The sequence below is a fragment of the Aliiroseovarius crassostreae genome, assembly GCF_049803815.1.
GTDB lineage: Bacteria > Pseudomonadota > Alphaproteobacteria > Rhodobacterales > Rhodobacteraceae > Aliiroseovarius > Aliiroseovarius crassostreae_A.
On record NZ_JBNAGI010000003.1, the window covers coordinates 105934 to 128686 of the forward strand.

The 22753-nt window shown below is 57.3% G+C and carries 23 protein-coding genes; 13 read left to right on the forward strand and 10 right to left on the reverse strand.

Translation table 11 applies throughout. The features are described from left to right. Positions 1–16: 16 nt before the first annotated feature. The gene (locus tag ACP15V_RS09745; protein WP_424943868.1) at positions 17–424 is read right to left on the reverse strand and encodes a hypothetical protein; all 408 of its coding nucleotides are present in this window, start codon (positions 422–424) and stop codon (positions 17–19) included. On the opposite strand from ACP15V_RS09745, the gene ACP15V_RS09750 reads away from it, so the two are divergent. The 3 genes from ACP15V_RS09750 to ACP15V_RS09760 are packed head-to-tail and all read left to right on the forward strand — an operon-like array spanning position 347 to position 4700. Further along, a complete protein-coding gene (locus tag ACP15V_RS09750; RefSeq protein ID WP_424943845.1) occupies positions 347–3097 on the forward strand; it encodes a molybdopterin oxidoreductase family protein in 2751 nt (916 codons plus the stop codon). The two genes, ACP15V_RS09745 and ACP15V_RS09750, sit on opposite strands and share 78 nt — an antisense overlap. Next, positions 3094–3828 carry a 4Fe-4S dicluster domain-containing protein gene (locus ACP15V_RS09755; RefSeq protein WP_424943496.1) on the forward strand — a complete coding sequence of 245 codons (735 nt, stop codon included), beginning with the start codon at positions 3094–3096 and terminating at the stop codon, positions 3826–3828. The genes ACP15V_RS09750 and ACP15V_RS09755 overlap by 4 nt, the downstream gene beginning before the upstream one ends. Further along, the gene (locus tag ACP15V_RS09760; protein ID WP_424943497.1) at positions 3828–4700 is read left to right on the forward strand and encodes a dimethyl sulfoxide reductase anchor subunit family protein; all 873 of its coding nucleotides are present in this window, start codon (positions 3828–3830) and stop codon (positions 4698–4700) included. The genes ACP15V_RS09755 and ACP15V_RS09760 overlap by 1 nt, the downstream gene beginning before the upstream one ends. Before the next feature lie 115 nt (positions 4701–4815). On the opposite strand, the gene ACP15V_RS09765 is transcribed toward ACP15V_RS09760, so the two are convergent. Next, positions 4816–5745, reverse strand: a complete 930-nt coding sequence (locus ACP15V_RS09765) for a calcium-binding protein (RefSeq protein ID WP_424943498.1) — start codon at positions 5743–5745, stop codon at positions 4816–4818. 216 nt (positions 5746–5961) lie between these two features. Between ACP15V_RS09765 and ACP15V_RS09770 the strand changes: the two genes are divergently transcribed. The 7 genes from ACP15V_RS09770 to ACP15V_RS09800 all read left to right on the forward strand — a co-directional run bounded on the left by ACP15V_RS09770 (position 5962) and on the right by ACP15V_RS09800 (position 10204). Further along, positions 5962–6573 (forward strand): ribonuclease D, encoded by a 612-nt coding sequence (locus tag ACP15V_RS09770; protein WP_424943499.1) that lies wholly within the window; start codon positions 5962–5964, stop codon positions 6571–6573. Positions 6574–6704: 131 nt separating this feature from the next. Further along, positions 6705–6872, forward strand: a complete 168-nt coding sequence (locus tag ACP15V_RS09775) for a hypothetical protein (protein WP_424943500.1) — start codon at positions 6705–6707, stop codon at positions 6870–6872. A gap of 122 nt (positions 6873–6994) precedes the next feature. Further along, on the forward strand, positions 6995–7612 hold the full coding sequence (locus ACP15V_RS09780) for a hypothetical protein (RefSeq protein WP_424943501.1): 618 nt from the start codon (positions 6995–6997) through the stop codon (positions 7610–7612). A 53-nt stretch (positions 7613–7665) separates the two neighbouring features. Next, entirely contained in the window at positions 7666–8109 is a 444-nt protein-coding gene (locus ACP15V_RS09785) for an LptA/OstA family protein (protein ID WP_424943846.1), read from the forward strand. Further along, entirely contained in the window at positions 8109–8873 is a 765-nt protein-coding gene (gene lptB / locus ACP15V_RS09790) for an LPS export ABC transporter ATP-binding protein (protein ID WP_424943502.1), read from the forward strand. Before ACP15V_RS09785 ends, lptB begins: the two co-directional genes overlap by 1 nt. Before the next feature lie 254 nt (positions 8874–9127). Then, the gene (gene hpf, locus ACP15V_RS09795; protein WP_424943503.1) at positions 9128–9703 is read left to right on the forward strand and encodes a ribosome hibernation-promoting factor, HPF/YfiA family; all 576 of its coding nucleotides are present in this window, start codon (positions 9128–9130) and stop codon (positions 9701–9703) included. 36 nt (positions 9704–9739) lie between these two features. Then, positions 9740–10204, forward strand: coding sequence for a PTS sugar transporter subunit IIA (locus ACP15V_RS09800; protein WP_424943504.1), 465 nt, complete (start codon positions 9740–9742; stop codon positions 10202–10204). Between the two features lie 132 nt (positions 10205–10336). Here ACP15V_RS09800 and ACP15V_RS09805 read toward each other — a convergent pair whose 3' ends face one another. From ACP15V_RS09805 to cysQ, 7 genes are all read right to left on the reverse strand, one after another. Continuing rightward, the gene (locus ACP15V_RS09805; protein ID WP_424943505.1) at positions 10337–11749 is read right to left on the reverse strand and encodes a nodulation protein NodH; all 1413 of its coding nucleotides are present in this window, start codon (positions 11747–11749) and stop codon (positions 10337–10339) included. Positions 11750–11774: 25 nt separating this feature from the next. Beyond that, positions 11775–13472: a beta-1,6-N-acetylglucosaminyltransferase gene (locus ACP15V_RS09810; RefSeq protein WP_424943506.1), complete on the reverse strand. Its 1698-nt coding sequence runs from the start codon at positions 13470–13472 to the stop codon at positions 11775–11777. Further along, on the reverse strand, positions 13469–14455 hold the full coding sequence (locus tag ACP15V_RS09815; RefSeq protein WP_424943847.1) for a glycosyltransferase family 2 protein: 987 nt from the start codon (positions 14453–14455) through the stop codon (positions 13469–13471). The genes ACP15V_RS09810 and ACP15V_RS09815 overlap by 4 nt, the downstream gene beginning before the upstream one ends. Before the next feature lie 203 nt (positions 14456–14658). Continuing rightward, entirely contained in the window at positions 14659–15657 is a 999-nt protein-coding gene (locus ACP15V_RS09820; protein WP_424943507.1) for a glycosyltransferase family 2 protein, read from the reverse strand. A gap of 45 nt (positions 15658–15702) precedes the next feature. After that, positions 15703–16596, reverse strand: coding sequence for a UTP--glucose-1-phosphate uridylyltransferase GalU (galU, locus tag ACP15V_RS09825; RefSeq protein WP_424943508.1), 894 nt, complete (start codon positions 16594–16596; stop codon positions 15703–15705). Between the two features lie 246 nt (positions 16597–16842). Beyond that, positions 16843–17646: a 3-deoxy-manno-octulosonate cytidylyltransferase gene (locus tag ACP15V_RS09830; protein ID WP_424943509.1), complete on the reverse strand. Its 804-nt coding sequence runs from the start codon at positions 17644–17646 to the stop codon at positions 16843–16845. Then, positions 17643–18440, reverse strand: a complete 798-nt coding sequence (cysQ, locus tag ACP15V_RS09835; RefSeq protein ID WP_424943510.1) for a 3'(2'),5'-bisphosphate nucleotidase CysQ — start codon at positions 18438–18440, stop codon at positions 17643–17645. The genes ACP15V_RS09830 and cysQ overlap by 4 nt, the downstream gene beginning before the upstream one ends. A 133-nt stretch (positions 18441–18573) precedes the next feature. Here cysQ and ACP15V_RS09840 point away from each other — a divergent pair, with 133 nt between their 5' ends. Both ACP15V_RS09840 and ACP15V_RS09845 read left to right on the forward strand, forming a co-directional pair. Beyond that, entirely contained in the window at positions 18574–19395 is an 822-nt protein-coding gene (locus tag ACP15V_RS09840) for an ABC transporter permease (protein WP_424943511.1), read from the forward strand. Beyond that, positions 19392–20009, forward strand: coding sequence for a peptide-binding protein (locus tag ACP15V_RS09845; RefSeq protein ID WP_424943512.1), 618 nt, complete (start codon positions 19392–19394; stop codon positions 20007–20009). Before ACP15V_RS09840 ends, ACP15V_RS09845 begins: the two co-directional genes overlap by 4 nt. A gap of 3 nt (positions 20010–20012) precedes the next feature. On the opposite strand, the gene ACP15V_RS09850 is transcribed toward ACP15V_RS09845, so the two are convergent. Continuing rightward, on the reverse strand, positions 20013–20615 hold the full coding sequence (locus tag ACP15V_RS09850; protein WP_424943513.1) for an alpha-ketoglutarate-dependent dioxygenase AlkB family protein: 603 nt from the start codon (positions 20613–20615) through the stop codon (positions 20013–20015). A 209-nt stretch (positions 20616–20824) separates the two neighbouring features. Between ACP15V_RS09850 and dnaK the strand changes: the two genes are divergently transcribed. Beyond that, a complete protein-coding gene (dnaK, locus tag ACP15V_RS09855) occupies positions 20825–22747 on the forward strand; it encodes a molecular chaperone DnaK (protein ID WP_424943514.1) in 1923 nt (640 codons plus the stop codon). Positions 22748–22753: the final 6 nt, after the last annotated feature.

The following is a 22753-nucleotide window of genomic DNA, read 5'->3' on the forward strand; positions in this document are numbered from 1 at the left end:
TAAGACAAACTTCCAATTAATCCCTTTCAAACAGGATCATCTTCCCCATGATGGGTAAAAAGGAACGTGGTTTGTTTTGATGGAAATTCGCGAAGAACAGAATGTGGGCAAGGTGCACCAGAAAACTGGACTTATTGCCGATCTTATCTGGCCCTACACCCCCCGCGCACAGGCTGGTTGGGTTCAAGACCGACAGATCGAATAATTTCACAGGTGCAATAGCTTCGCCGCCACGCCTGACCCTCAAGCCGAAAGCCAGTGACAGGACAAGATGCCAAAACCTGAAGAGATACAGATTGATACCTCGCCGCCCGTGTCCGACGAGGTACGCAAAACCACCTGTTACATGTGCGCTTGCCGCTGTGGCATCAATGTTCATATGAAAGACGGTCAGGTCGCCTATATCGAAGGCAACCGCGATCATCCGGTGAACAAAGGGGTCCTGTGCGGCAAGGGCTCGTCTGGCATTATGCAGCATTACGCGCCCTCGCGGCTGCGCGCCCCATTGAAGCGGGTTGGGGAACGTGGATCAGGTGAGTTTGAAGAGATTAGCTGGGATGAGGCGTTGGACATCGCGGCGGGCTGGTTGGCCCCAATCCGCGAAAAAGACCCGTCAAAACTGGCGTTTTTCACCGGGCGGGATCAATCGCAGAGTTTCACCAGCTGGTTTGCGCAGGGGTTCGGGACGCCGAACTATGCCGCTCATGGCGGGTTCTGTTCGGTCAACATGGCCGCCGCCGGGATTTACACCATGGGCGGTGCGTTTTGGGAGTTCGGCCAACCCGATTGGGACCGCACCAAGCTGTTCATGTTGTTTGGCGTGGCGGAAGATCACGACAGCAACCCGATCAAAATTGGCTTGGGCAAGCTGAAAGAGCGGGGCGCGAAGGTGATTGGCGTGAACCCGATCCGGTCGGGGTATAACGCGATTGCGGACGAATGGGTCGGCATCACCCCCGGCACCGATGGGCTGTTCATCATGGCCCTGATGCACGAGCTGCTGCGTGCAGGCAAGGTCGATCTGGCCTATTTGGCACGTTACACCAATGCGGGGTTTGTGGTGGATGAAGACCCTAATTCAGCGGAAAAGGGTCTGTTTATCCGTGGGGCCAGCGGCAAGCCGCAGGTGATTGATCGCGACAGTGGCAAGCTGATGGATTATGATTGCCCAGGTGTCACGCCGAACCTGGCCGGGCAGATGATGGAGGGCGACGTCACCCATCGCACCGTGTTCCAGCTTTTGGCCGAGCGTTATCTGAGTGAGGACTACGCACCCGAAAACGTGGCGGGTCGCACGGGCATACCTACCCAGAAAATCAAGTCTATTGCAGCAGAACTTGCCCGCGTGGCCTTTGAAGAAGAGATTGTGCTGGACCAGCCCTGGACCGATTGGAAAGGGCAGAAACATGACAAGATGATCGGTCGCCCGGTGGCCTTCCACGCGATGCGCGGGATCTCGGCCCATTCCAACGGGTTCCAGACCTGTCGCGCACTGCATATGCTGCAGATCCTGTTGGGATCGGTTGAGGTGCCTGGTGGGTTCCGCTTCAAGCCGCCCTATCCAAAGCCACCCGAGGCCCATCCGAAACCCCATGCCGGCGTGACCCCCGGTCAGCCGCTTGATGGGCCGCATCTGGGCTATCCGCTGGGGCCAGAGCATCTGCTGCTGGATGATGACGGCACCGCCAAGCGCATCGACAAGGCGTTTACCTGGGAAAACCCGCTGTCCGCCCATGGGCTGATGCATATGGTGATTTCAAACGCCCATGCGGGGGATCCCTACAAGATCGATACGCTGTTCATGTATATGGCGAACATGGCGTGGAACTCGACCATGAACACGACCGAGGTGATGCGGATGCTCACCGATAAGGACGAAAATGGCGACTATGTGATCCCACGCATCATTTATTCCGATGCATATTCGTCCGAAATGGTTGCCTATGCGGATCTGATCCTGCCCGACACGACCTATCTGGAACGGCATGACTGTATTTCGCTCTTGGATCGTCCGATCTGCGAGGCCGATGGGGCCGCCGATGCGATCCGTTGGCCGGTGGTGGAACCGGATCGTGATGTGCGCGGGTTTCAGACCGCGTTGATCCAGCTAGGCGCAAAGCTTGGTCTGCCCGGATTTGTGAACGAGGACGGTAGCGCGAAATTCGACGATTACGCCGATTACATCGTGAACCATGAACGCCGGCCCGGCATCGGCCCGCTGGCCGGGTTCCGCGGGAAAGATGGTGAAGGAGAGGGACGAGGAGAGCCTAATCCCGCCCAAATCGACAAATATATCGAAAATGGCGGGTTCTGGGTGTCACATGTGCCGGAGGAGGCCAGCTTCTACAAACCCTGGAACAAAGCCTATCAGGAATGGGCTGTGGCACGCGGGATTTTCGACGCGGAAGCGCCTTATGTCTTTAACCTTTACGTGGAGCCGATGCGCAAGTTTCAGCTGGCGGCCGAAGGGCATGGGGAGATCCAGCCGCCGGATCATCTGCGAGAGAGGGTGCGCCAGACCATGGATCCGCTGCCGATCTGGTATGAACCGTTTGAAGACAGCAATGTGGACGTGGACGAATACCCAATCCACGCCCTGACCCAACGCCCGATGCATATGTATCATTCCTGGGGCACGCAAAATGCGTGGCTGCGGCAGATCACCGGCAAAAACTTTCTCTATTTGCCCACTAAAATCTGGGAGGCAAACGGGTTCGCCGACGGGGACTATGCCGAGGTCTCATCGGTTCACGGCTCAATCACCGTGCCTGTGGCCCATCACGCAGCGCTGAACGAAAACACCGTCTGGACCTGGAACGCGATCGGCAAGCGCAAAGGGGCCTGGGCGCTGGATGAGGATGCCCCGGAAGCGACCGAAGGGTTCCTGCTCAATCACCTCATTCACGAGCTTCAACCGCCCAAAGGCGACGGGATGAGGTGGGCCAACTCAGACCCGATCACCGGGCAGGCGGCGTGGTTTGATCTGCGGGTGAAAATTCGCAAAGCAGACCCTGAACCTGCGCAATCGCAGCCCGCGCACGCTCCGATCACCTCCCCTGTGGGCAAAGGCCCCGCGAAAGTAGCGAGGAAAATATGACCTGCTTGCCGGAAACCACACAGAAGAAGCTGGGTCTGGTCATCGACCTTGATACATGTGTTGGCTGCCATGGGTGCGTGACCGCCTGCAAGGGGTGGAACACGCAGAACTACGGCGCGCCATTGTCCGACATCGATCCTTACGGCGCGGATCCGTCGGGTACCTTCCTGAACCGGGTGTTCAGCTATGAGGTGCAGCCAGAAGAAGGCGCGGCACAAACCGTTCATTTCCCCAAAAGCTGCCTGCACTGTGAAGATGCACCCTGTGTCACCGTCTGCCCCACGGGCGCGAGTTACAAACGCGCCGAGGACGGGATTGTGCTGGTCAACGAGGATCGGTGTATCGGTTGCGGGCTGTGTGCCTGGGCCTGCGCCTATGGCGCGCGCGAACTGGACCAGGACGCCGGGATCATGAAGAAATGCACGCTGTGTGTCGACCGGATTTACAACGAGAACCTGCCGGAAGAAGACCGCGTACCGGCCTGCGTGCGCACCTGCCCGGCCGGTGCCCGGCATTTCGGTGACCTTGGCGATCCGAATTCCGATGTCTCGAAATTGGTGGCGGATCGCGGTGGGTTCGATCTGATGCCGGATCAGGGCACCAAACCGGTGAATAAATACCTGCCGCCCCGTCTGAAAGACCGGCTGGACACCCCTGCCCTTACCCCGGTGACCGAAGAAGAACCCAAGGGGTTTCTTGGCTGGCTCGACAAAGCTTTGGAGCGTATCTGATGCATCCCGCACCAAGTGTCATAATCTTCACCACCCTGTCGGGTCTTGGCTTCGGTCTGTTGGCATTTCTCGGGCTGGATATCCCGTCTGTGCGCGGCACCACGGCGCTGGCCTTTTTTGTGTTGGCTTATGCGATGGCGGTGGGCGGGCTGATCGCCTCGACCTTCCATCTGGGCAACAGGAAGAACGCGATTTACGCCTTCAGCCAGTGGCGCACATCCTGGTTGTCGCGCGAAGGGATTGCCGCGGTTGCTACGCTTTTGATCTTCGCACCGGTTGCATTGGGCAAGATTTTGTTGGGGGCTCAGATGCCGGTTATGGGTGGAGTAGGCTCTGTTTTGGCCATGATCACCGTGTTCACCACCTCGATGATCTACGCGCAGCTGCGCACCATTCCGCGCTGGCATCAGCCGTGGGTGCCTGCGATGTTCTTGCTGCACGCGATTGCCGGGGGCGCGTTGCTGTCGGGGTCGTCCATGTTGGCGGGGCTGCTTTTGCTGGTCCTGACCGGGGTCATGTACATGATGTGGACACGTGGAGATGCGTGTGAAGCCGAAAATGCAGACACGATGGAAACGGCCACCGGGCTGGGCGAGATTGGCACCGTGCGCATGTATGAAAGCGCGCACACCGCCCGCAATTACGTGATGGATGAAATGGTCCACCGTGTGGGTCGCAAACATGCCGAGAAGCTGCGCATGATGGCTTTGGTGCTGATCGGCGCGCTGCCCGCAGTGATGTTGATTGCCCTGCCGGCTGGGCATCTGGTCAGCGCTGCGTCGCTGGTGCTGCATCTCGTTGGCATTGTGATCGGTCGCTGGCTGTTCTTTGCAGAGGCGCGGCACGTTGTGGGGCTTTATTATGGGAAGTGACCTAACAGCGCGACAACTCCATAACTCCGGACAATGAAACGCGCGCCGATTGCGGTGAGTGTTCTCTTTCTGCCCATCCAGATCTTATTGGCACAAGAATTGATGGGCAACAGGGTCAGACAAATTTTGCCCCAACCAGAGTGACATCTTCCGCTTTCACTTCGCCACCTTGCGGATTGTTCAGCATTGCGACAGCCTGCCCATCCACCAGAACCTTGTAACCCGCCCCCTCTTTTTCCACCGTTAAAGTTGGAGCGGATCCATTTTTATCATATTCAACAATAATCTGATCTTCACCTTTAACGAAATCCTGGATGACTGCCTGATCCCCGGCAAACCGGGCGTCCAATACAAATGTATCTTGACCACTTTTAACGCCGTCTCCGTCACCCCAGGCGATATCTCCGCTTTTCAATGCAATCGTGTCGTTTCCTTCACCACCAATCAGCGTATCTGCCCCATCTGTCCCGGAGGGCACTTCGGCACCTTTCACGTTGATGGACTCGGCCACGGTGTCGGCACTGCCGCCCAAAGCAGATGACAAATCCAGCGTCCCGCTGGTCAAATCCGATTTCAGGGCATCCCAAAGTTCCGGCGTCATATCCGTTGCATCACCGTCTGGCTCTTGATCAAGAAAACCGCCAACCAGAACGTCATCGCCACTCCCACCTTCCAAAAGGTCTTCTCCGGCACCACCGAACAGCATGTCGTCCCAGTTGCCACCTTCAAGCGTGTCGTTCCCCTCATTCCCAGCAAGAATATCGGCACCGCGCCCTCCAGAGAGTGTGTCATCACCCTCTCCACCAAAAAGGATGTCCTGACGATCACCACCTTCGATGCTGTCATCACCTTCTCCCCCGATCAGCGTATCACTGCCGCCTTTACCCGAGATGGTGTCGTCGCCAGAATCGCCTTCAAGCCGGTCGGCTTGGTCGGTGCCTGTCAGGACCTGACCTTCCTTTTCATCAGCTTCATCAGACCCGTCAAACAATTCAACCAGCCCCCACCCCGCAAGGCCGATTGCCAAGAAAGCACCAAACATCATGGACCCGTCCTCCAATTCCTGCTCAAATTGAGTCTTTAAAATTCAACCTTTACTAGCATGGCCGAGAACGGAAAGAAAAGTTGGTTTCCCGCCGAATTGTCTCTGTTCCAGGGAAACTCTGTTTCCGTTCCATGGCGTCCAACAGCTCTGCCAGCTTTCCCCTTTCGGATACGGGTGAAAACCCGCTAGTAAAGGGCAGAACTTCGTGAGGCAACAATGACCAACCATCTTTACAAACGTGATCTGCCCGACGGGCTGGACCTTGGCCCGGTTGTGGCCATCGACTGTGAAACCATGGGCCTGAACCCGCACCGTGACCGCCTGTGTGTGGTGCAGATGTCGGGCGGGGATGGCAACGCCCACCTTGTGCAGGTTGAAAAAGGGCAAACCTCTGCCCCCAATCTGGAACGCATGTTGACCGACCCGAATGTGCTGAAGATCTTTCACTTCGGGCGCTTTGACATCGCGGCGATGCTGAACGCCTTTGGCGTGGTCACCGCCCCTGTTTATTGCACCAAAATCGCCTCGAAACTGATCCGCACCTATACGGATCGCCATGGGTTGAAGAACCTGCTGGATCAGCTGTTGAAAGTGGATATTTCCAAACAACAACAGATGAGCGACTGGGGCGCAGAAGAGCTGACCACGGCGCAGTTGGACTATGCGGCCTCGGATGTGCTTTATCTGCATCGCCTGAAAGAAGAGCTGGATGCCCGCCTGGCGCGAGAGGGGCGCACTGAAATGGCGCAGGCCTGTTTCGACTTCCTGCCAATGCGCGCACAACTGGATCTGGCTGGTTGGCCGGAACAGGATATTTTTGCCCATTGACAACGAAGCTTGAATGCGGCGCCCTGTTGGTGCCGCATTTTCAGGGCAGCCGGCAACCCTGTTGGGGGTTTGTTAACTCTTGAGGTCTAGCCTTGGGAGAATATGGTTAACACAGCCGATCAGGTCACCCTATGGCACATACACAAGCTCAATATTTGTCACATTCGTTTCGAGATAAAGAAATCTTCCGTCGCGACGGGCAAGCCAGGTTTAAACCCGGTTGGTGGCTGCTTCCGGCCGTTCTTTTGGCGGTGCCTGTCTGGATCGGTATTTTCAAACTGATTGCCTGGCTGTTTTGATCCACGTTTCAAACTGACCCTTCAAATGCAGACAGACCGCACCCGGCAAAGCTGTGCCGATTGCGCGCTATGCCCTTGGCATCAGGCCCGAAATCGCTAGATAGGAGGGGAAAGGACCCGTGATGCCCTCCTACAACAACAGCTATTCCCGCATGGTCGCCTGGCTGAAAGTTCTTCTGCCGCTGATTGCGCTTGGCCTGTTGTCCACCATGTTTCTGATTTCAAAATCCATCGACCCGACAAAATCGCTGACTTATGCGCGGGTCGATCTGGATGCGGTGATGCGAGAGCAGAAAATCACCGGGCCCACCTTTTCTTCGGTCACCAAAGACGGCGCCGCAATCACCTTTTCGGCAGACAGCGCCCGACCGGAAGAGGGCAAGAACCGCTACTCTGCGAGGGGCATGGAGGCCCGGATCGAAACCCCGGATGGGGCAACCGTCGATATCCAAGCCTCGGACGCGATGATCGACGGGGCGGCAAACATGATTGACCTTACGGGTGATGTGACCCTGATCACGTCGACCAACTACACCATTCGCACCCCCGGGCTTGCCACCGCGATGGATGCCACCCATATTCGATCCAGCGGCGCGGTCACGGCGGAAGGCCCATTGGGCAACCTGTCGGCAGGCCAGGCCACGATCACGCAGCAACCCGCAAACACCGGCACCTATCTTCTGGTGTTTAAAGACGGGGTGAAACTGGTATATGATCCCCCGCAAAAGGGAGGGGAATAGTGTTGAAGTTGCTCAAACTTGCCTTGGTTGTGGCGTCATTTGCCACGGCCAATATGGCCCATGCCCAGGCGCAAGTCGCGTTTGGAGGATTAAAACACGACAATACGCTTCCTGTGGAAATCTCGGCCGATGCGCTGACAGTTGATCAGGCCGACGGAACCGCAATCTTTGACGGCAATGTTAAGATCGGCCAGGGGGCCATGCGCCTGTCAGCCGCGAAGGTCCGCGTGGAATACGCGACGGGCACAAACACCACCGGCGAGATTTCCAAACTGCATGCCACGGGGGGTGTCACGCTGGTGAACGGCGCGGAAGCGGCCGAAGCGCGCGAAGCAACCTATACGATCGACAGTGGGCTGGTGGTCATGACCGGTGATGTGATTTTGACCCAGGGCCAAAACGCTCTGTCCTCGGACAAGTTGATTGTAAACCTGATCGCGGGCACCGGCACGATGGAAGGCCGCGTGAAATCCATCATTCAGACCGGGGGCAACTGATGCCCGAACTTGCGGTGAATAATGACGGCGCGGGCAGCGCCACCGGGCTGCGTGTCATCGGGCTGCGCAAAAGCTATCGCAAGAAAACCGTGATCCGCGACGTGACGCTGGAACTGGACCGCGGCGAGGTTGTGGCGCTTTTGGGTCCTAACGGCTGCGGCAAGACCACCACATTTTATTCCATTGCCGGGCTGGTCACACCCGAAGCCGGTCAGGTTCTGATTGACGGGCGTGATGTGACCCTGTTGCCAATGTATCGCCGCGCGAAATATGGCATCGGCTATCTGCCGCAAGAGATGTCGATCTTTCGTGGCATGAATGTCGAAGACAACATCATGTCGATCCTCGAAATCTCGACCGAGGGGCGGCACAAGCGGCGCGAACGTTTGGAAGAACTGCTCAATGAGTTTTCCATTTCGCATCTGCGTCAGGCCCCCGCCCTGGCCCTGTCAGGCGGGGAACGGCGGCGGGTGGAAATTGCCCGTCTTCTAGCGGCAGATCCGAAATACCTGCTGCTCGACGAACCCTTTGCCGGTGTTGATCCGATCGCCGTGGGCGAAATCCGAACCCTGGTGCATGACCTCAAGGATCGTGGCATTGGCGTGCTGATCACCGACCACAATGTGCGTGAAACGCTGGAGATCGTCGACCGCGCCTATATCCTGCATGATGGCCACATGTTGATGAGCGGCACCACCGATGAGGTGGTTCAGGACGAAAACGTAAAACGCGTTTACCTGGGACAGAATTTTTCGATCAATTGATCGGACTATTGATCAGCACCCTGACGATATTCCCGACAAAATCCATGCGATCTGCTTGACACCCCCGGCGATGTGTCATCGAATGGAGGGGATGAAAGACCACGCGACTCTTCGTCGTGCCGCCTTGAAAACGAGGCAAGCACCCAGATTGGCACCGCAAAACGGCGCCCCTTTTTCTGCAAAATTTACGAATATCTGCCCGCCCCGTTTGGGGTCCGGGTTCGTTGTAACCTGCAAATACCATAGGAGGTAGGATGCAATACCAAATCAGTGGCAAACAGATCGATATCGGTGACGCCCTTCAGGTTCATGTGAAAGATGAACTTGGCAGTGTGGTTCAGAAATACGCTGAACGTCCGACCGACGCCCAGGTGGTTTTTTCCAAAAGCGCCCATGAATATGTGTGTGAAACCGTGGTCCACCTGTCGACCGGCCTGACCGCTCAGGCCAAGGCGCATGCCACCGAAATCTATTCAGCCTTCGATCAATGCACCGAGAAGATGGAGAAGCAACTGCGCCGCTACAAGCGCCGGTTGAAAGACCACCATCGGGATCGTGTAGACCCGGTTGAAGTTTTCGGTGGGGCCTCTTATATCCTAGCGGCAGAGGAAGGTCCGGAAGAAGCCGACAACGCTCAACTCGAGCCCATGATCATCGCCGAAATGGAGACGCGCATCCCGTCGCTCTCGGTTGGCGAAGCTGTCATGCAGATGGAGTTGGCCCACGCGCCGGTTCTGGTGTTCCGCAACGAGAAAACCGAAGGGGTAAACGTGGTCTATCGCCGTGATGACGGCAATATCGGCTGGGTCGACCCGAAAAACGACGCCTAAACCGCCCGCAAACTTGACGGGCGGGGAGTATTATTGATGGAGCTTTCGAGCATTCTTCAACCCTCGGCCGTCAAGGTCCTGGCAAACTTGTCGTCTAAAAAGCGCTTGTTTCAAGAGCTTGGCGATATTGCAGCGGTGAACTATCACATCGATGGGTCCGCCGCCTTTTCCGCCCTACAGGAACGCGAAGCCCTGGGCCCGACCGGCGTTGGCCGCGGCGTGGCCTTGCCGCATGCACGGCTGCACGGTCTGGACAGCGTGGTTGGCTGCTTCATTCGTGTCGAAAAACCGTTTGATTTTGACGCTGTGGACAAACAGCCGGTGGACCTGATCTTTGCCCTGTTTGCACCGGAAGACAGCGGAGTTGAACACCTCAAGGCCCTGGCTTTGGTGTCGCGAACACTGCGGGATCAAACCATCTGCTCCAAACTGCGCGCCAATGGTGATTCGGCGACGCTGCACGCGCTTTTGACCGACAACCTGTCGAACAAAGCCGCCTAAAGCGATACGGTTTACCCTCCGTCAGGGTACAGGCAAATCGCGTCAAGACGCGACGTCAAGCAAGCAGGGCCTTACAACCCATCAGAGCAAGCCCGCCACGCCGCGGGTTTTCTTTGGTCAAGCGGCGCCGACTCAGCGGTTCCAGGGGCGGAAACCAAACATCATGTAATCACGCTGATAAAGCTTGCGGATCTTCTGCTCGATCCCGGTGTCATAGACTTTTGCCAACGGATAGGGCGTGTCCTCCGGCGCGTCTTCGGGGCCACCCCCAATCTCAAGCCCCAGTTCCCCAGTGATCCCCAAAAGCCCTTCCCACAGCTGATCTTCGCGCAGCACATGATCGGGCAGGGCAAAGCTGGCAAATCCCTGCAAAACGGCACTTTGCGACGCCCAACCCGCATCCACCCGGATCCCGGTCTGACCTTTCAGGTTGCTGTCGACAAAATCAATGAACTGATTGAACGCCGCCTTATGGGCCGCGAGCGTCCAATCCGCGCCGGGTTCGCCTTCGGGCAGGGCCACGTCATAGCTCTCGCGCAGCGCATGTTTGATGTCCCAATAGGTGTCCGGCCCGTGATTGACCAGATAGTTGCAAAACACCGCGTGCAACCTGGCAACCGGGTGGCGCAACACCGTGAAGCTACGATGACCCTTGTGCTGACGCTTCCACTTGCGCAGCTCCTTTTGGGTGAAGTCCCGCGTGACCTCGCCGTATTGTGCAAGCCACGCCTCGACCCCATGTGATGGCCCGCCCTTGACTGGCATGAATACCAGACCGGCATCCGACATCACGTAGGTGGTCACCGCCGCCGGGCGCGAGGTTTCAAAACTGGGAATGCGGTGCAGGTCAAAGCTGTCAATCCGCGCAACCGTGTCTTTGAGATCCGCAAAGTTAACCACTTTCTCTTCCAGTGTTTCCGGGTTCTGCTTTTTGAATTTTCCTGCAAATTCAGTAATTTCGTGACTTTCGCCCAAAAATCGTGCCAAGCCGTTGATCACATCCAGATCCTGGGCGTCTTCGTAATCGATGTAAAAGGCGGTCTGCCCGCTGCGCTGCAGACGTGCCTTAATCTCAAGCTGGAACGCCTTCATCCGATAAAACAGGCGTTCAAATTCCCACCCGTGAAACGTGGCCTGTTTCTTGATCACGTCATGCACGTCATTCAGCTGCCACTGGTCGGTTTCCCAGGCAATCTTGCGCGACACATAGCTTTCAAGATGGTTACGGGTCAGCACCACCTTGGCACAGCACGGGTCGTCGATCAGCGCCTCGAAGACCCGCGGATCGTGGTCATGGAAAAACCGGAACCCCGGGAGTTCCTCTGTCCCCTCCTTGATCGCCGCAACCAGATGCATCGGATCCTTGTCCCGTGCGCGCGTGGTCACGCCAAACAATTCCTTGGTCTTCGGAGAGACCATGAAATAGGGGTTAAACGCCTCGCCATAGCATTTCAGCCCGGGAAACTGATCCAGATTGCTTTCCAGAAAATTCGACCCGGTCCGCATTTCCGCGAAGATAATGAAGCAATCAAACTGTCGTGTCATAGGGCTGCCCGTTCAGACCGGCTGGTCATTTTATCAAGTAAGGTTTGAGCGCATCGCGCGGTGGGGTCACCGGATCGACACCCGACGGGTAATCCCCCATCAGGTATGGCTGCATGCCCTGGTTCTTGAGGTTTTGCAAAAACTGCCCAAATCCATCCAGGGGAACAAGCTTTGGTGCCTCGGTCAGCCGCGTATTCATGCGCCCGCCAATTTCATCCAGGATCAGCTGCAGTGGCTCCATCGGGTTTTGCACAATTTCCGCCATGGTCCAGATCCGCACCCTTGCCCGCGAATAGCTGGAGCGCAGAATATCCAAATGGTCGCTTTCGATCTTTTGCAACCGCGCCGCTTCGCGCCGAATATCGGTGAAATTGCGGGTGGAGCGATAAAGAGGGACCGCCCAAGCACCAGAAATCACGCTGATATAGGCGTTCGGATCCTTGGTCACATCCCAGCTGATCGCCTGATTGTCTGCTGGACCAAACTGGAAAGATTGACGTTCACCACGGGTGGACCAAATCAGGTTGGTCAGGAAGCCGCGTGGATCATAGTCACGCAGTGTCGGGCTGTCAGTCAGCGCGCCGCTGAAATCCCGTTGCCCGCCAGCGAATTCAACCCGATCCTTGGCATAAAGATGTCCGTGCACCCGCCCGCCGATGGTGCGCTCCAACCAGGGTTCAAAATCTTCAAACACCTCGGTGAAGCCTTCGAAAATCGCATAGGGACTGCCGGTCAACCCGTTTTCAAACCCCATGCGGGGAAAGCGGCTTTGCATGTAAAGGCCTGACCGCCCCTTGGTGCGCCGCTCGACCGCCTTGGAAAAGATCCGGTCGATCTTGCCGGGGTTGGGCTCTGCCCCGCTCATGATGGCTGCGGCGTCGGACAGGAAACTGTCGTAAAGCTTGTCGGCCGAGGGCCAGATCTTGCGCGCGACAAAGCAATCAGACCGGCGCAAAAGCTGCAGGTGATCGTCATAGAACACATGCGGTTTGCCCTGATAGTCAAACTTGGACAGGGTCAGGGACCGGCTTTCGATCTCGGTCGAATGCAGGCGCACGAGGGTCTGGTAATAGCTTTCATCCGGGATCCAGACCTTCTTGAAATACGCATCATAGGTCTCGCGGTCAGGATCTGTCAGGATCGTCGACAAGGTTTGTCGCGTCAAACACCACCATTGACTGCCCAGATGTGGCACCAATCCATCCGGGATCTTGCGCTTGAATTTCATCCGGCGTTGCAGCTGGACATATTTATCGAAAATCCACCGATGCCGTTTCCATGAAAACGGAAAGCGCAGCGTAAAGCGTTCCCGATCCAATCCGCCCACAGTCCAGGGCACATCTTCGGTGGTGACGCTTTCGATGAAATTGGTGCGCGGGCGCGCCTCGAGATAGCGGACCATCTCGTTTACCGGGCGCAGGGGTAGGCAGGATCCAGATGCCAAAAAGACATGGCGCACCTCGGGGAAGCTTTTCAACATCAGCTCGGATGCGGTCTGGCTGGCGGCGACCAGTGACCAGGTGCCCCATTCGCATTTATGCCGACCGCAAAAGCGCACATTGTCCAGATCGCTTAATGCATTCACAAAGGCCGCATAGGGGCGACGCTTGACCCGTTTGTCCACATGAAGAACCACCGGACAGCCATGCTGAGACCAGTGGCGCACCAGCTGCTCGGCCCGATCCAGTGCATCATGCACCAACATGACCACACCCAGGCTCATGCCCAATTCCCCTTTGACATGATCCCGAGGATCTCAAGCTGGCGCCAGTTGATGTATTTCTCGCTCCATTTGCACCACAGGTCCGGGTTGTCTTTCAGGTGCTGATGATAGGCGCGGTATTCATGGCCACCGGCATAATGCTGGTTGCGTTTCAGCTCCTCCTCCGCCTTGGCGGTGAACGTATCGAGGAACTTGGCATGGAGCAGGCAACCTGACGCCTTTTCGCCCCCCCATTCATCATAAACCAGGTTCAGACCCCGCGGCAGGATCGTGTGGGTGGAGCTGAGATAGGTGAACCCCTTATCCCATTTGACCAGAGGTATCTTGTTCAACGCGGGCGCCCGCTTCGGATCATCCTGGAAAAAGGCCCGGGTCCGAGGGCCGCCCTGAATCCACAGGTTGCCGTAGTAATTGTTCTTCTTAATCATGTAGTTGCCGCTGTCGAACCAGCAGGCAATGTCAAACGGGTTCTGCCCTTCGCGATAGGGCTGCGCATCAATCGGGCCTTTCGGATACATGTCCAGCAGCATTGCCCCAAAGGACCGCACGCCAGATGCATCGAGCCAATCCGTCAGCGCGCGCAGCGGGCGCGTGTCGCAAAACGGGTAGACCAGGAACTCATCCGGGTCGACCACCAGCGCCCAATGCCCGTGGGCATATTTGCGCTGCAGCCAGTTCAGCCAATCCACCCCGAAATGCCACCGCTTGTAACTTGCGTTTGTGCTCCAGAGCGACACGTCATCCTGCCCCGCCAGATATTCGCGCCCGCCATCATCCGATCCGTTGTCGACAATCAGAAAATGGCTGACCCCAAGGTCGCGATAATATTTCAGGAAATAGGGCAGGCGGATGCGTTCATTGCGCAGGGTGGAAAAGACCAGAATATCATCGGGGCGAATGGCACGGGTCCGATTTGACACTTCGCTCAATTCGCGGCGTTTGCGAAACGCGCGGACCTGGCGATGTTTTCGCCGTAATCTCAGGCGATATGATGTCCAGACGCCCAAAGTGTTTCCCGTCTATCCCGTAACCGATCAACCAAACCTAACCGGGTGGCTCTTGCTCATTTGCCAAGTTGCGCTCCGATAAGGGCAAACCCTGCCTCGTATTGGTCTCATTTCATGAACAATACCTTAGAATCATCCATACATGTGACAATTCTGACGGTAAACTGTTTTAAATCGCTTTAATCCCAACCACCTGCGGAAATCAGGCCCAGCGCCACAAGCTGTTGCCAGTTTTCATATCGAGTGGAGTGTGTGGTCCACAAATCCGGTGCCCCGGCCACCCCGTCATAATAGGCATCAAACTGGTCCGGCTGGCCAAAATGCTCGCGCCGCAGTTTTTCTTCCCCAGACCGTTCTATCACCCCCGGCAGGAACTTGGTGTGCAGCAGCGCGCCCGACAGCCGCGTGTCACCCGAAACGGATGCGGGACCGTCCCATTCCCGGTTCAGACGCGGCGGCAAGGCGGAGTGGGTGGAATTGGCATAGACGAAACGGCGTGACCAGTTCACCAGGGGCAGCTTGTTCAGGGTCGGCCCCCGGCGCGGGTGGTCAGGGAAAAACACCCGCTCGCGCGCGCCGCCTTGCAGCCAAAGGTTCTGCAGCGGGAGTTGTCGTCGGGCCTGGTAAGGGGCCGCGTCAAACCACCCCAGCAGCTCGGTTGGGTCTTGTCCGGGCTGGTACACCCCCTGCCCCAACGGCCCTTTCGGGTAGAGATCAAGCATCAAGGCGCCCAGCGCCGTCGCACCTGTTTGTTCCAACCGCTGCGTCAGGGCCTTTAGGTCACGGCGGTCCCAATGCGGATAGATCAGGATCTCATCGGCATCCACGCTCAGGCACCAGGCGCCATGGCCGTACCGAAATTGCAACCATGTCAGCCAATCCACACCAAAACGCGCAGCCTTATAGCTTGCATCCGTGGTCCACAACGATACGTCAGGTTGGTCCGCCAGAAACGCGGCGCTGCCATCCCGGCTGTCATTGACGACCATCAGGAAATGCCCAACCCCCAATGCCCGATAATGGGCCAGGAAATGGGGCAGTCGCGGCAATTCATTGCGAAGGGTGGTGAAGGCGAGGATCTGTCCCGGACGGATTTCTGCGGTACGATCCACAACCGAAGTCAATTGGCGGCGCGACCGAATCGCGCGAAAGATCAGGCGGCGGCGTTTCAGGCGCATCCGATAAGATGCCCAAAGACCTGACGCGCCGCCTGTCATAAGCGATCACTCGGCCGCCTTTTGCTGGGCAATCAGATCAGAAAGATAGTCCGAGAACTCATCCCGCAGCTCTTCGCGTGCAAGACCAAAAGAAACGGTGGCCTGCAGGAAACCCGCCTTGGATCCGCAATCAAACCGCTGCCCACGGAACCGATAGCCATAAACCTCGCGATCCTGATTGATCTCTTCTGCAATTGCGTCGGTCAACTGGATTTCCCCACCCGCACCGGATTTGATCTTGTTCAGGCTGCGCAGCACATCCGGGGTCAGGATATAGCGGCCAATGACGGCGAGATTCGACGGGGCATCCTCGATCGAGGGTTTTTCCACCATGCCGCGGGTCGACACCATGGATCCCATGTCTTCTTTTACGTCGAGCACCCCGTAGGCAGAGGCCTTTTCCGGAGGCACTTCCATCGCGGCCACCATGCAGCCGCCGGTTTCTTCGTAGGCTTCGACCATCTGTTGCAGGCAGGGCTTTTCTGCCGCGATCACATCGTCCGGCAGGATCACCGCAAAGGGTTCGTTTGCAATCAGGCGACGGGCACACCACACAGCGTGACCCAGGCCCAGCGCCTTGTGCTGACGGATATAAGCAATGGCGCCGCTGTCCATATTGGTGTCTTTCAGCACCTCAAGCAGCTCATCTTTGTTCTTCTTCCGCAGCTCCTGTTCCAGCACAGGAGAGTTGTCAAAGTAGTCCTCAAGCGCGCCTTTGCCGCGCGAGGTCACAAAGATAAACTCCTTGATCCCGGCGGCACGCGCCTCGTCAATTGCATATTGGATCAACGGACGGTCCACGAGGGTCATGATTTCCTTCGGGATCGATTTGGTTGCGGGCAAAAACCGCGTACCCAGCCCTGCGACCGGAAAAATGGCTTTGGTTACTTTACGTTTCATTTCTGTCCCACCTTCACTGTGCTTGTTACCATATAAAACCATGCAAGTCAGCCAGCCCTAAGGCCCGGATCTGTCGGTAACCGCACAAGATTGTTTTTTGTTTAAGGCTATCGTTTTGCACATAAATGTCACTCATTTTCTCTATATTCGGCTGTTTCACAAATGGAAACGCCGATACTGCGGCAATTTGGTGGCAGTTCGGCAGAACCCGGATTGAAAACGGGTGGATCCCCGCAACCGAACAGTTCACGGTTCCCCCATTTCCGCCATCATGGCTTCAATCCGCGGCACATCTTCCGGGTTGTTGAGCTCCCAGAACTGACGCCCCCGGGCGTCAACCTCGACGCAGAGCACCGGGCGTTCCCGCTCCAGAAATCGCAGCTGCTCCAACCCTTCCAGACGCTCCAGCGGACCCATCGACCAGTGAGGATAGGCCGCCAACGCCGAGGGGCGATAGGCATATACCCCCACATGATGAAACACATCGGATGGGGCATCTGGCGCAATGATCACCCCGTCCGTATGGGGGATCACCTCTTTTGAGAAATAAAGCGCTTTGCCTTCGGCCCCAAACACGGCTGTTGTCCCCCCGACCCGGCCCGCGCGGCGATCTTCCAGAAATCCCGACAAGGCGCGCCCATCACAGCGCAACACCGGTGTGGCCACCTCGGCTGTTGGATGTGCGGAAAGGCCCGCAATCAGATGCTCGATGAACCAGGGTGGTGTCAGCGGGGCGTCGCCTTGCAAGTTCACCACGATGTCGTAATCCTCGCCCAGCTTGTCCAGCGCCTCGGCGCAGCGTTCGGTGCCGTTCTGGCAATCCGGCGACGTAACAACCACTTCGGCACCAAACCCTTCGGCCACCTCTTTGATGCGCAGATCATCCGTGGCCACCACCACCCGATCCACATCCTGCACCTTCTGCGCCGCCTCCCAGGATCGTTGGATCAGCGGTTTCGTCACCCCCGTGGCCCCGGTAAGTGGGGCCAGCGCCTTGCCCGGAAAGCGGGATGACGCATAGCGGGCGGGGATGACGATCACGGTTTTCATGCGGGTTTCAGCTCCACACCTTTGGCGTAGGCGATGAAAAACGGGTTTTCATAGATCGGCTTGCCATAAGTGAGCGGGGAGTGGTCATCAAAGCGCACCACCGCGCCGCCGGCCCCGTTCAGCACCGCATGGCCCGCCGCCGTGTCCCATTCCATCGTGCGGCCCACACGCGGATAGATATCGGCCTCGCCCGTGGCCACCAGACAGAATTTCAGTGACGACCCCGCCGATTTGCTGTCTTTGACCTCGTATTTGTTGATGTAATCATCGGTGGCCTGATCGCGATGCGATTTCGACGCCACCACCATCAGGGCCGAGTTGTCCGGGGTCGAGACATTGATCTCTTTCACCTCGCCCAGCGCTTCTTTGTTGAACGGCCCCATCTCTTCGACGCTTTGCCCGTCGGCACGGGTAAAGAACATGCGGTCGCGCGCGGGGGCATAGACCACACCGCGGATCGGGGCGCCGTCTTTCACATAGGCGATGTTCACGGTGAAATCACCGCGGCGGTGGATGAACTCCTTGGTGCCATCCAGCGGGTCAACAATCAGGAACGCGTCCGCCTGTTGCCCGTGGCTGTCCGCCTGCTCTTCCGTCACAAGAAGCACATCGGGAAAGGCTGCCCGCAGCCCGGCAGAGATCAGCGCATCGGCGGCTTCGTCAGCAGCGGTCACCGGGCTGTCATCGGATTTCGACTTCACCTCGAAATCATCGGAGTTGTAAATCTCCATGATCACGTCACCGGCCTCCAGCGCCAGGCGACGCATGACCTGTTCCAAACGGTCAAAATCCAAAGGGCTTCTCCTTATTGCCACACCAAATCGGCGTTGTTGCCATAATTTCCGCCCTCTCTTATGGTTTCAAGGTAAAGGAACAGCAAGAATTCCCAGTTAAATTCACGAGCAACCGAGGCAAAAAGGTCATTTCATGTTTCAGACCACCAAACAGAACCGGTCTTCTCTTCAGGCCGCGATCAATATGGGAGAGGTCATTTACGTGGCCACCGTGAGATCGGTGCGTCAGTCGCATTCCAACGCGCTGATCGGGCTGATTATCAACATGATGCAGACAATGATGCTGGTTGCCATATTTTACCTGATGTTCACGATCCTCGGAAAAGGGGCGCGCATCCAGGGGGATTTCCTTTTATATGTCATGTCGGGGATCTTCCTTTACATGACCCATGTGAAATCCATGGGGGCGGTTGCCGGGGCGGCGGGGCCGACCTCTTCGATGATGCAACACGCGCCGATGAATACATTTGTTTCGATTTCATCCGCCGCGCTTGGGGCACTGTATCTCCAGTTCCTGTCCGTGGCCGTGGTTCTGAGCGTCTATGAACTCTGGACCGGCAATGTCGAATTTTACTACTGGCCCGGCGCCTTGGGCATGCTGTTCCTGGCCTGGTTCTCCGGGGTCTGTGTCGGAATGATCTTCCTGGCCCTCAAGCCCTGGTTCCCGCAATTCTCGAGCATCGCGACATCGCTTTACACCCGTGCAAACATGCTTGCGTCGGGCAAGATGTTTGTGGCCAACAGCCTGCCTGCCTACATGTTGGTGATGTTCACCTGGAACCCGCTGTTCCATATCATTGATCAGGCACGCGGCTTTACGTTCGTGAATTATTTTCCGCATCATTCCAACACCACCTATCCGCTTGTCGTGTCGCTGGTCTTGCTGGTGATTGGTCTGCTGGGCGAAAACTATACCCGCAAACACGCCTCCATCAGCTGGGGGGCACGGGGATGAAGTTTCTTATTGCAATACTCCTGTGCCTGTTGCCCGCGACAGTCGCCGCACAACACCACCCTCTGCCCGCTCTTTATGCGGTCACTGATGTGGCCTCCGACGACGTTTTGAACATTCGGGAAGCACCCCAGGCCAGCGCCGGGATCATTGGCAGCCTTGCCCCTGATCAAGCGGGTATCGAAGTAGTTGCCCTTTCTGATGACTTCAAATGGGGGCAAGTGAATATCGATGAAGGCGCGGGATGGGTCTCCATGCGCTATCTGACCCGCGACCCGGGTCAGGACTGGGGGCATATGCCCTGGCCGCTGAACTGTTCCGGCACAGAACCGTTTTGGGATCTGTTCACTGACGGCGAGAATGAACTGGTTTTGCAGCATATGGATGAAGACACGTCGCGCTTTCACATCACCATGACCACCAGTGTAATTGGACGTTCAGACCGGTTTTGGATCCGCGGCGAAGACGGGCACGGAGAGGCCTTGCTGACCATCCGGCGCGAAGAATGCCATGACGGCATGTCGGACCGCGCTTATGGTCTTGATTTGGATGTTCTGATTGACCACGAGGACGGACCTTATGCCCTGTCCGGCTGTTGTACGATAACGCCGCGTTAGGGCCTAACGCACCACCCGCATGGTCAGGTTGATCCGGCCATGGTCGCGCAACAGATCGCTGGACCCAAAGCGCAGCCGGTCAATGCCGTGATAGGCCAGCCGCGCCGCGCCACCCAGAACCAGCACATCACCCGAGGACAGCCAGGCCGATTGGGTCTTGCCACCCCGGGTGGTGGAACCGATCCGAAACAGCGCCTCATCGCCCAGGCTGATCGACACCACTGGAAAACCAAAATCCCCTTCGTCACGATCCTGATGCATCCCCATCTTCGCCCCCTCGCCATAGAAGTTGACCAGACAACTGTCCGGGCGCACGCCACAGCCTGCGACCTGATCCCAGATCGCCAGCACTTCGTTGGGAATTTCGGGCCATTCGACACCGGATGGGTGGCGCGGTTCATAGCGATACCCGCGGCGATCCGTCACCCAGCCCACCCGACCACAGGATGTCATGCGAACCGACATTTTTTTGCCAGAGGCGGTTTCCGGGTGAAAAAGTGGTGCCCGCGCCACAACCTCACGCACCCGGCCTATCATTGCTTCTTGCTGATCACGATCCAGCATCTGTTTGAAAAGCTTCGCCCCACCCAGATCCATTGCTTCCATTTCCTGCGTAATCCCTACCAAATCCCCGAAAATGAGTCACTTTTTTACGCAAAACACCACGTTTGAACGCTTGCAGCACCCATTCAGCCTACTTATATACGCTTCGACGTTGGAAACGGGTGATCCGTTTTCGGCATGTACATTGGGATCAGGGGCCGGTGCTTTGCAAGGCCGGTTCCTTCAACATCGCCTAGAAGAGGATTTTGAGCATGGCCAAAGTCATCGGTATCGACCTCGGGACAACCAACTCCTGTGTCGCCATCATGGACGGCTCGCAACCGCGAGTTATTGAAAACGCAGAAGGCGCGCGCACGACGCCTTCGATTGTCGCCTTCAAAGACGACGAACGCCTTGTCGGCCAACCGGCGAAACGCCAGGCCGTCACCAACCCGGACAACACGGTCTTTGCCGTGAAGCGCCTGATCGGCCGCAACATGTCGGACCCGGCTGTCGAAAAAGACAAAAAGCTGGTGCCCTACGCCATCGTGGATGGCGGCAATGGGGATGCCTGGGTAGAAGCCGCCGGGCAGAAATATTCGCCCTCGCAAATCTCGGCCTTCATCCTTGGCAAGATGAAAGAAACCGCTGAATCGTATCTTGGCGAAGAGGTGACCCAGGCGGTCATCACCGTGCCCGCATACTTTAACGACGCCCAGCGTCAGGCCACCAAAGACGCCGGCAAGATCGCCGGTCTTGAGGTGCTGCGCATCATCAACGAACCGACCGCGGCCGCTCTGGCATACGGTCTGGACAAGGCCGAGACCCAAACCATCGCGGTCTATGACCTTGGTGGTGGTACTTTCGACGTGACCATCCTGGAAATTGACGACGGTCTGTTCGAAGTGAAATCCACCAACGGCGACACGTTCCTGGGTGGTGAAGACTTCGACATGCGCATCGTTCAGTATCTGGTCGATGAGTTCAAAAAGGAAAACCAGGTCGACCTGTCGAAAGACAAGATGGCCCTGCAGCGCCTGAAAGAAGCCGCTGAAAAAGCCAAGATCGAACTGTCGTCGGCCTCGCAGACCGAGATCAACCAGCCCTTTATCTCGATGGGCTCGGATGGTGCGCCGCTGCACATGGTCATGAAGCTGACCCGCGCCAAGCTGGAAAGCCTGGTGTCGGACCTGATCAAACGTTCGATCAAGCCCTGTCAGGCCGCCCTGAAAGACGCTGGCCTGTCGACCGGCGACATCGACGAGGTGGTTCTGGTCGGCGGTATGACCCGCATGCCGAAAGTGATCGAAGAGGTCACCAAGTTCTTCGGCAAGGAGCCCCACAAAGGTGTGAACCCGGACGAAGTGGTTGCCATGGGTGCCGCCATTCAGGCCGGTGTTCTGCAGGGCGACGTGAAAGATGTTGTTCTTCTGGACGTGACCCCGCTGTCGCTGGGCATCGAAACGCTGGGTGGCGTGTTCACCCGCCTGATCGACCGCAACACCACGATCCCGACCAAGAAGTCGCAGATCTTCTCGACCGCGGAAGACAACCAGAACGCCGTGACCCTGCGCGTGTTCCAGGGTGAACGTGAAATGGCTGCCGACAACAAGATCCTCGGCCAGTTCAACCTTGAAGACATCCCGCCGGCCCCGCGCGGCCTGCCGCAGATCGAGGTGACCTTCGACATCGACGCCAACGGCATCGTGGAAGTGGGCGCCAAGGACAAAGGCACCGGCAAAGAGCAGAAAATCACCATCCAGGCCTCGGGCGGTCTGTCGGATGAGGACATCGAAGCCATGGTGAAAGACGCCGAAGCCAACGCCGAGGCCGATAAAGAGCGTAAAGAGCTTGTCGAAGCCCGCAACCAGGCCGAAAGCCTGATCCACTCGACCGAAAAGTCGATGGAAGAGCATTCCGACAAGGTGGATCCCACCACGATCGAAGCGATCGAACTGGCGATTGCCGCGCTGAAAGACGACCTCGAGAAAGAGGACGTGTCAGCCGAGAAACTGAAATCGGGCGTTCAGAACGTGACCGAAGCCGCCATGAAGCTGGGCGAAGCGATCTACAAATCGCAGCAAGCCGAAGCTGAAGGTGGTGAGGAAGCGGAAGAGGCCGACGGCCCGCGCGCAGCTGACGACGACATCGTCGACGCCGATTTCGAAGATCTCGACGGCGACAAACGTTCGTAAGTCTCT

What these genes read in the sequence shown, in the direction of transcription:
- ACP15V_RS09750 (WP_424943845.1), top strand. Translation starts at nt 347, where the DNA reads ATGTGCGCTTGCCGCTGTGGCATCAATGTTCATATGAAAGACGGTCAG.
- ACP15V_RS09745 (WP_424943868.1), bottom strand. Translation starts at nt 424, where the DNA reads ATGATCGCGGTTGCCTTCGATATAGGCGACCTGACCGTCTTTCATATG.
- ACP15V_RS09755 (WP_424943496.1), top strand. Translation starts at nt 3,094, where the DNA reads ATGACCTGCTTGCCGGAAACCACACAGAAGAAGCTGGGTCTGGTCATC.
- ACP15V_RS09760 (WP_424943497.1), top strand. Translation starts at nt 3,828, where the DNA reads ATGCATCCCGCACCAAGTGTCATAATCTTCACCACCCTGTCGGGTCTT.
- ACP15V_RS09765 (WP_424943498.1), bottom strand. Translation starts at nt 5,745, where the DNA reads ATGATGTTTGGTGCTTTCTTGGCAATCGGCCTTGCGGGGTGGGGGCTG.
- ACP15V_RS09770 (WP_424943499.1), top strand. Translation starts at nt 5,962, where the DNA reads ATGACCAACCATCTTTACAAACGTGATCTGCCCGACGGGCTGGACCTT.
- ACP15V_RS09775 (WP_424943500.1), top strand. Translation starts at nt 6,705, where the DNA reads ATGGCACATACACAAGCTCAATATTTGTCACATTCGTTTCGAGATAAA.
- ACP15V_RS09780 (WP_424943501.1), top strand. Translation starts at nt 6,995, where the DNA reads ATGCCCTCCTACAACAACAGCTATTCCCGCATGGTCGCCTGGCTGAAA.
- ACP15V_RS09785 (WP_424943846.1), top strand. Translation starts at nt 7,666, where the DNA reads ATGGCCCATGCCCAGGCGCAAGTCGCGTTTGGAGGATTAAAACACGAC.
- lptB (WP_424943502.1), top strand. Translation starts at nt 8,109, where the DNA reads ATGCCCGAACTTGCGGTGAATAATGACGGCGCGGGCAGCGCCACCGGG.
- hpf (WP_424943503.1), top strand. Translation starts at nt 9,128, where the DNA reads ATGCAATACCAAATCAGTGGCAAACAGATCGATATCGGTGACGCCCTT.
- ACP15V_RS09800 (WP_424943504.1), top strand. Translation starts at nt 9,740, where the DNA reads ATGGAGCTTTCGAGCATTCTTCAACCCTCGGCCGTCAAGGTCCTGGCA.
- ACP15V_RS09805 (WP_424943505.1), bottom strand. Translation starts at nt 11,749, where the DNA reads ATGACACGACAGTTTGATTGCTTCATTATCTTCGCGGAAATGCGGACC.
- ACP15V_RS09810 (WP_424943506.1), bottom strand. Translation starts at nt 13,472, where the DNA reads ATGAGCCTGGGTGTGGTCATGTTGGTGCATGATGCACTGGATCGGGCC.
- ACP15V_RS09820 (WP_424943507.1), bottom strand. Translation starts at nt 15,657, where the DNA reads ATGCGCCTGAAACGCCGCCGCCTGATCTTTCGCGCGATTCGGTCGCGC.
- galU (WP_424943508.1), bottom strand. Translation starts at nt 16,596, where the DNA reads ATGAAACGTAAAGTAACCAAAGCCATTTTTCCGGTCGCAGGGCTGGGT.
- ACP15V_RS09830 (WP_424943509.1), bottom strand. Translation starts at nt 17,646, where the DNA reads ATGAAAACCGTGATCGTCATCCCCGCCCGCTATGCGTCATCCCGCTTT.
- ACP15V_RS09840 (WP_424943511.1), top strand. Translation starts at nt 18,574, where the DNA reads ATGTTTCAGACCACCAAACAGAACCGGTCTTCTCTTCAGGCCGCGATC.
- ACP15V_RS09845 (WP_424943512.1), top strand. Translation starts at nt 19,392, where the DNA reads ATGAAGTTTCTTATTGCAATACTCCTGTGCCTGTTGCCCGCGACAGTC.
- ACP15V_RS09850 (WP_424943513.1), bottom strand. Translation starts at nt 20,615, where the DNA reads ATGGAAGCAATGGATCTGGGTGGGGCGAAGCTTTTCAAACAGATGCTG.
- dnaK (WP_424943514.1), top strand. Translation starts at nt 20,825, where the DNA reads ATGGCCAAAGTCATCGGTATCGACCTCGGGACAACCAACTCCTGTGTC.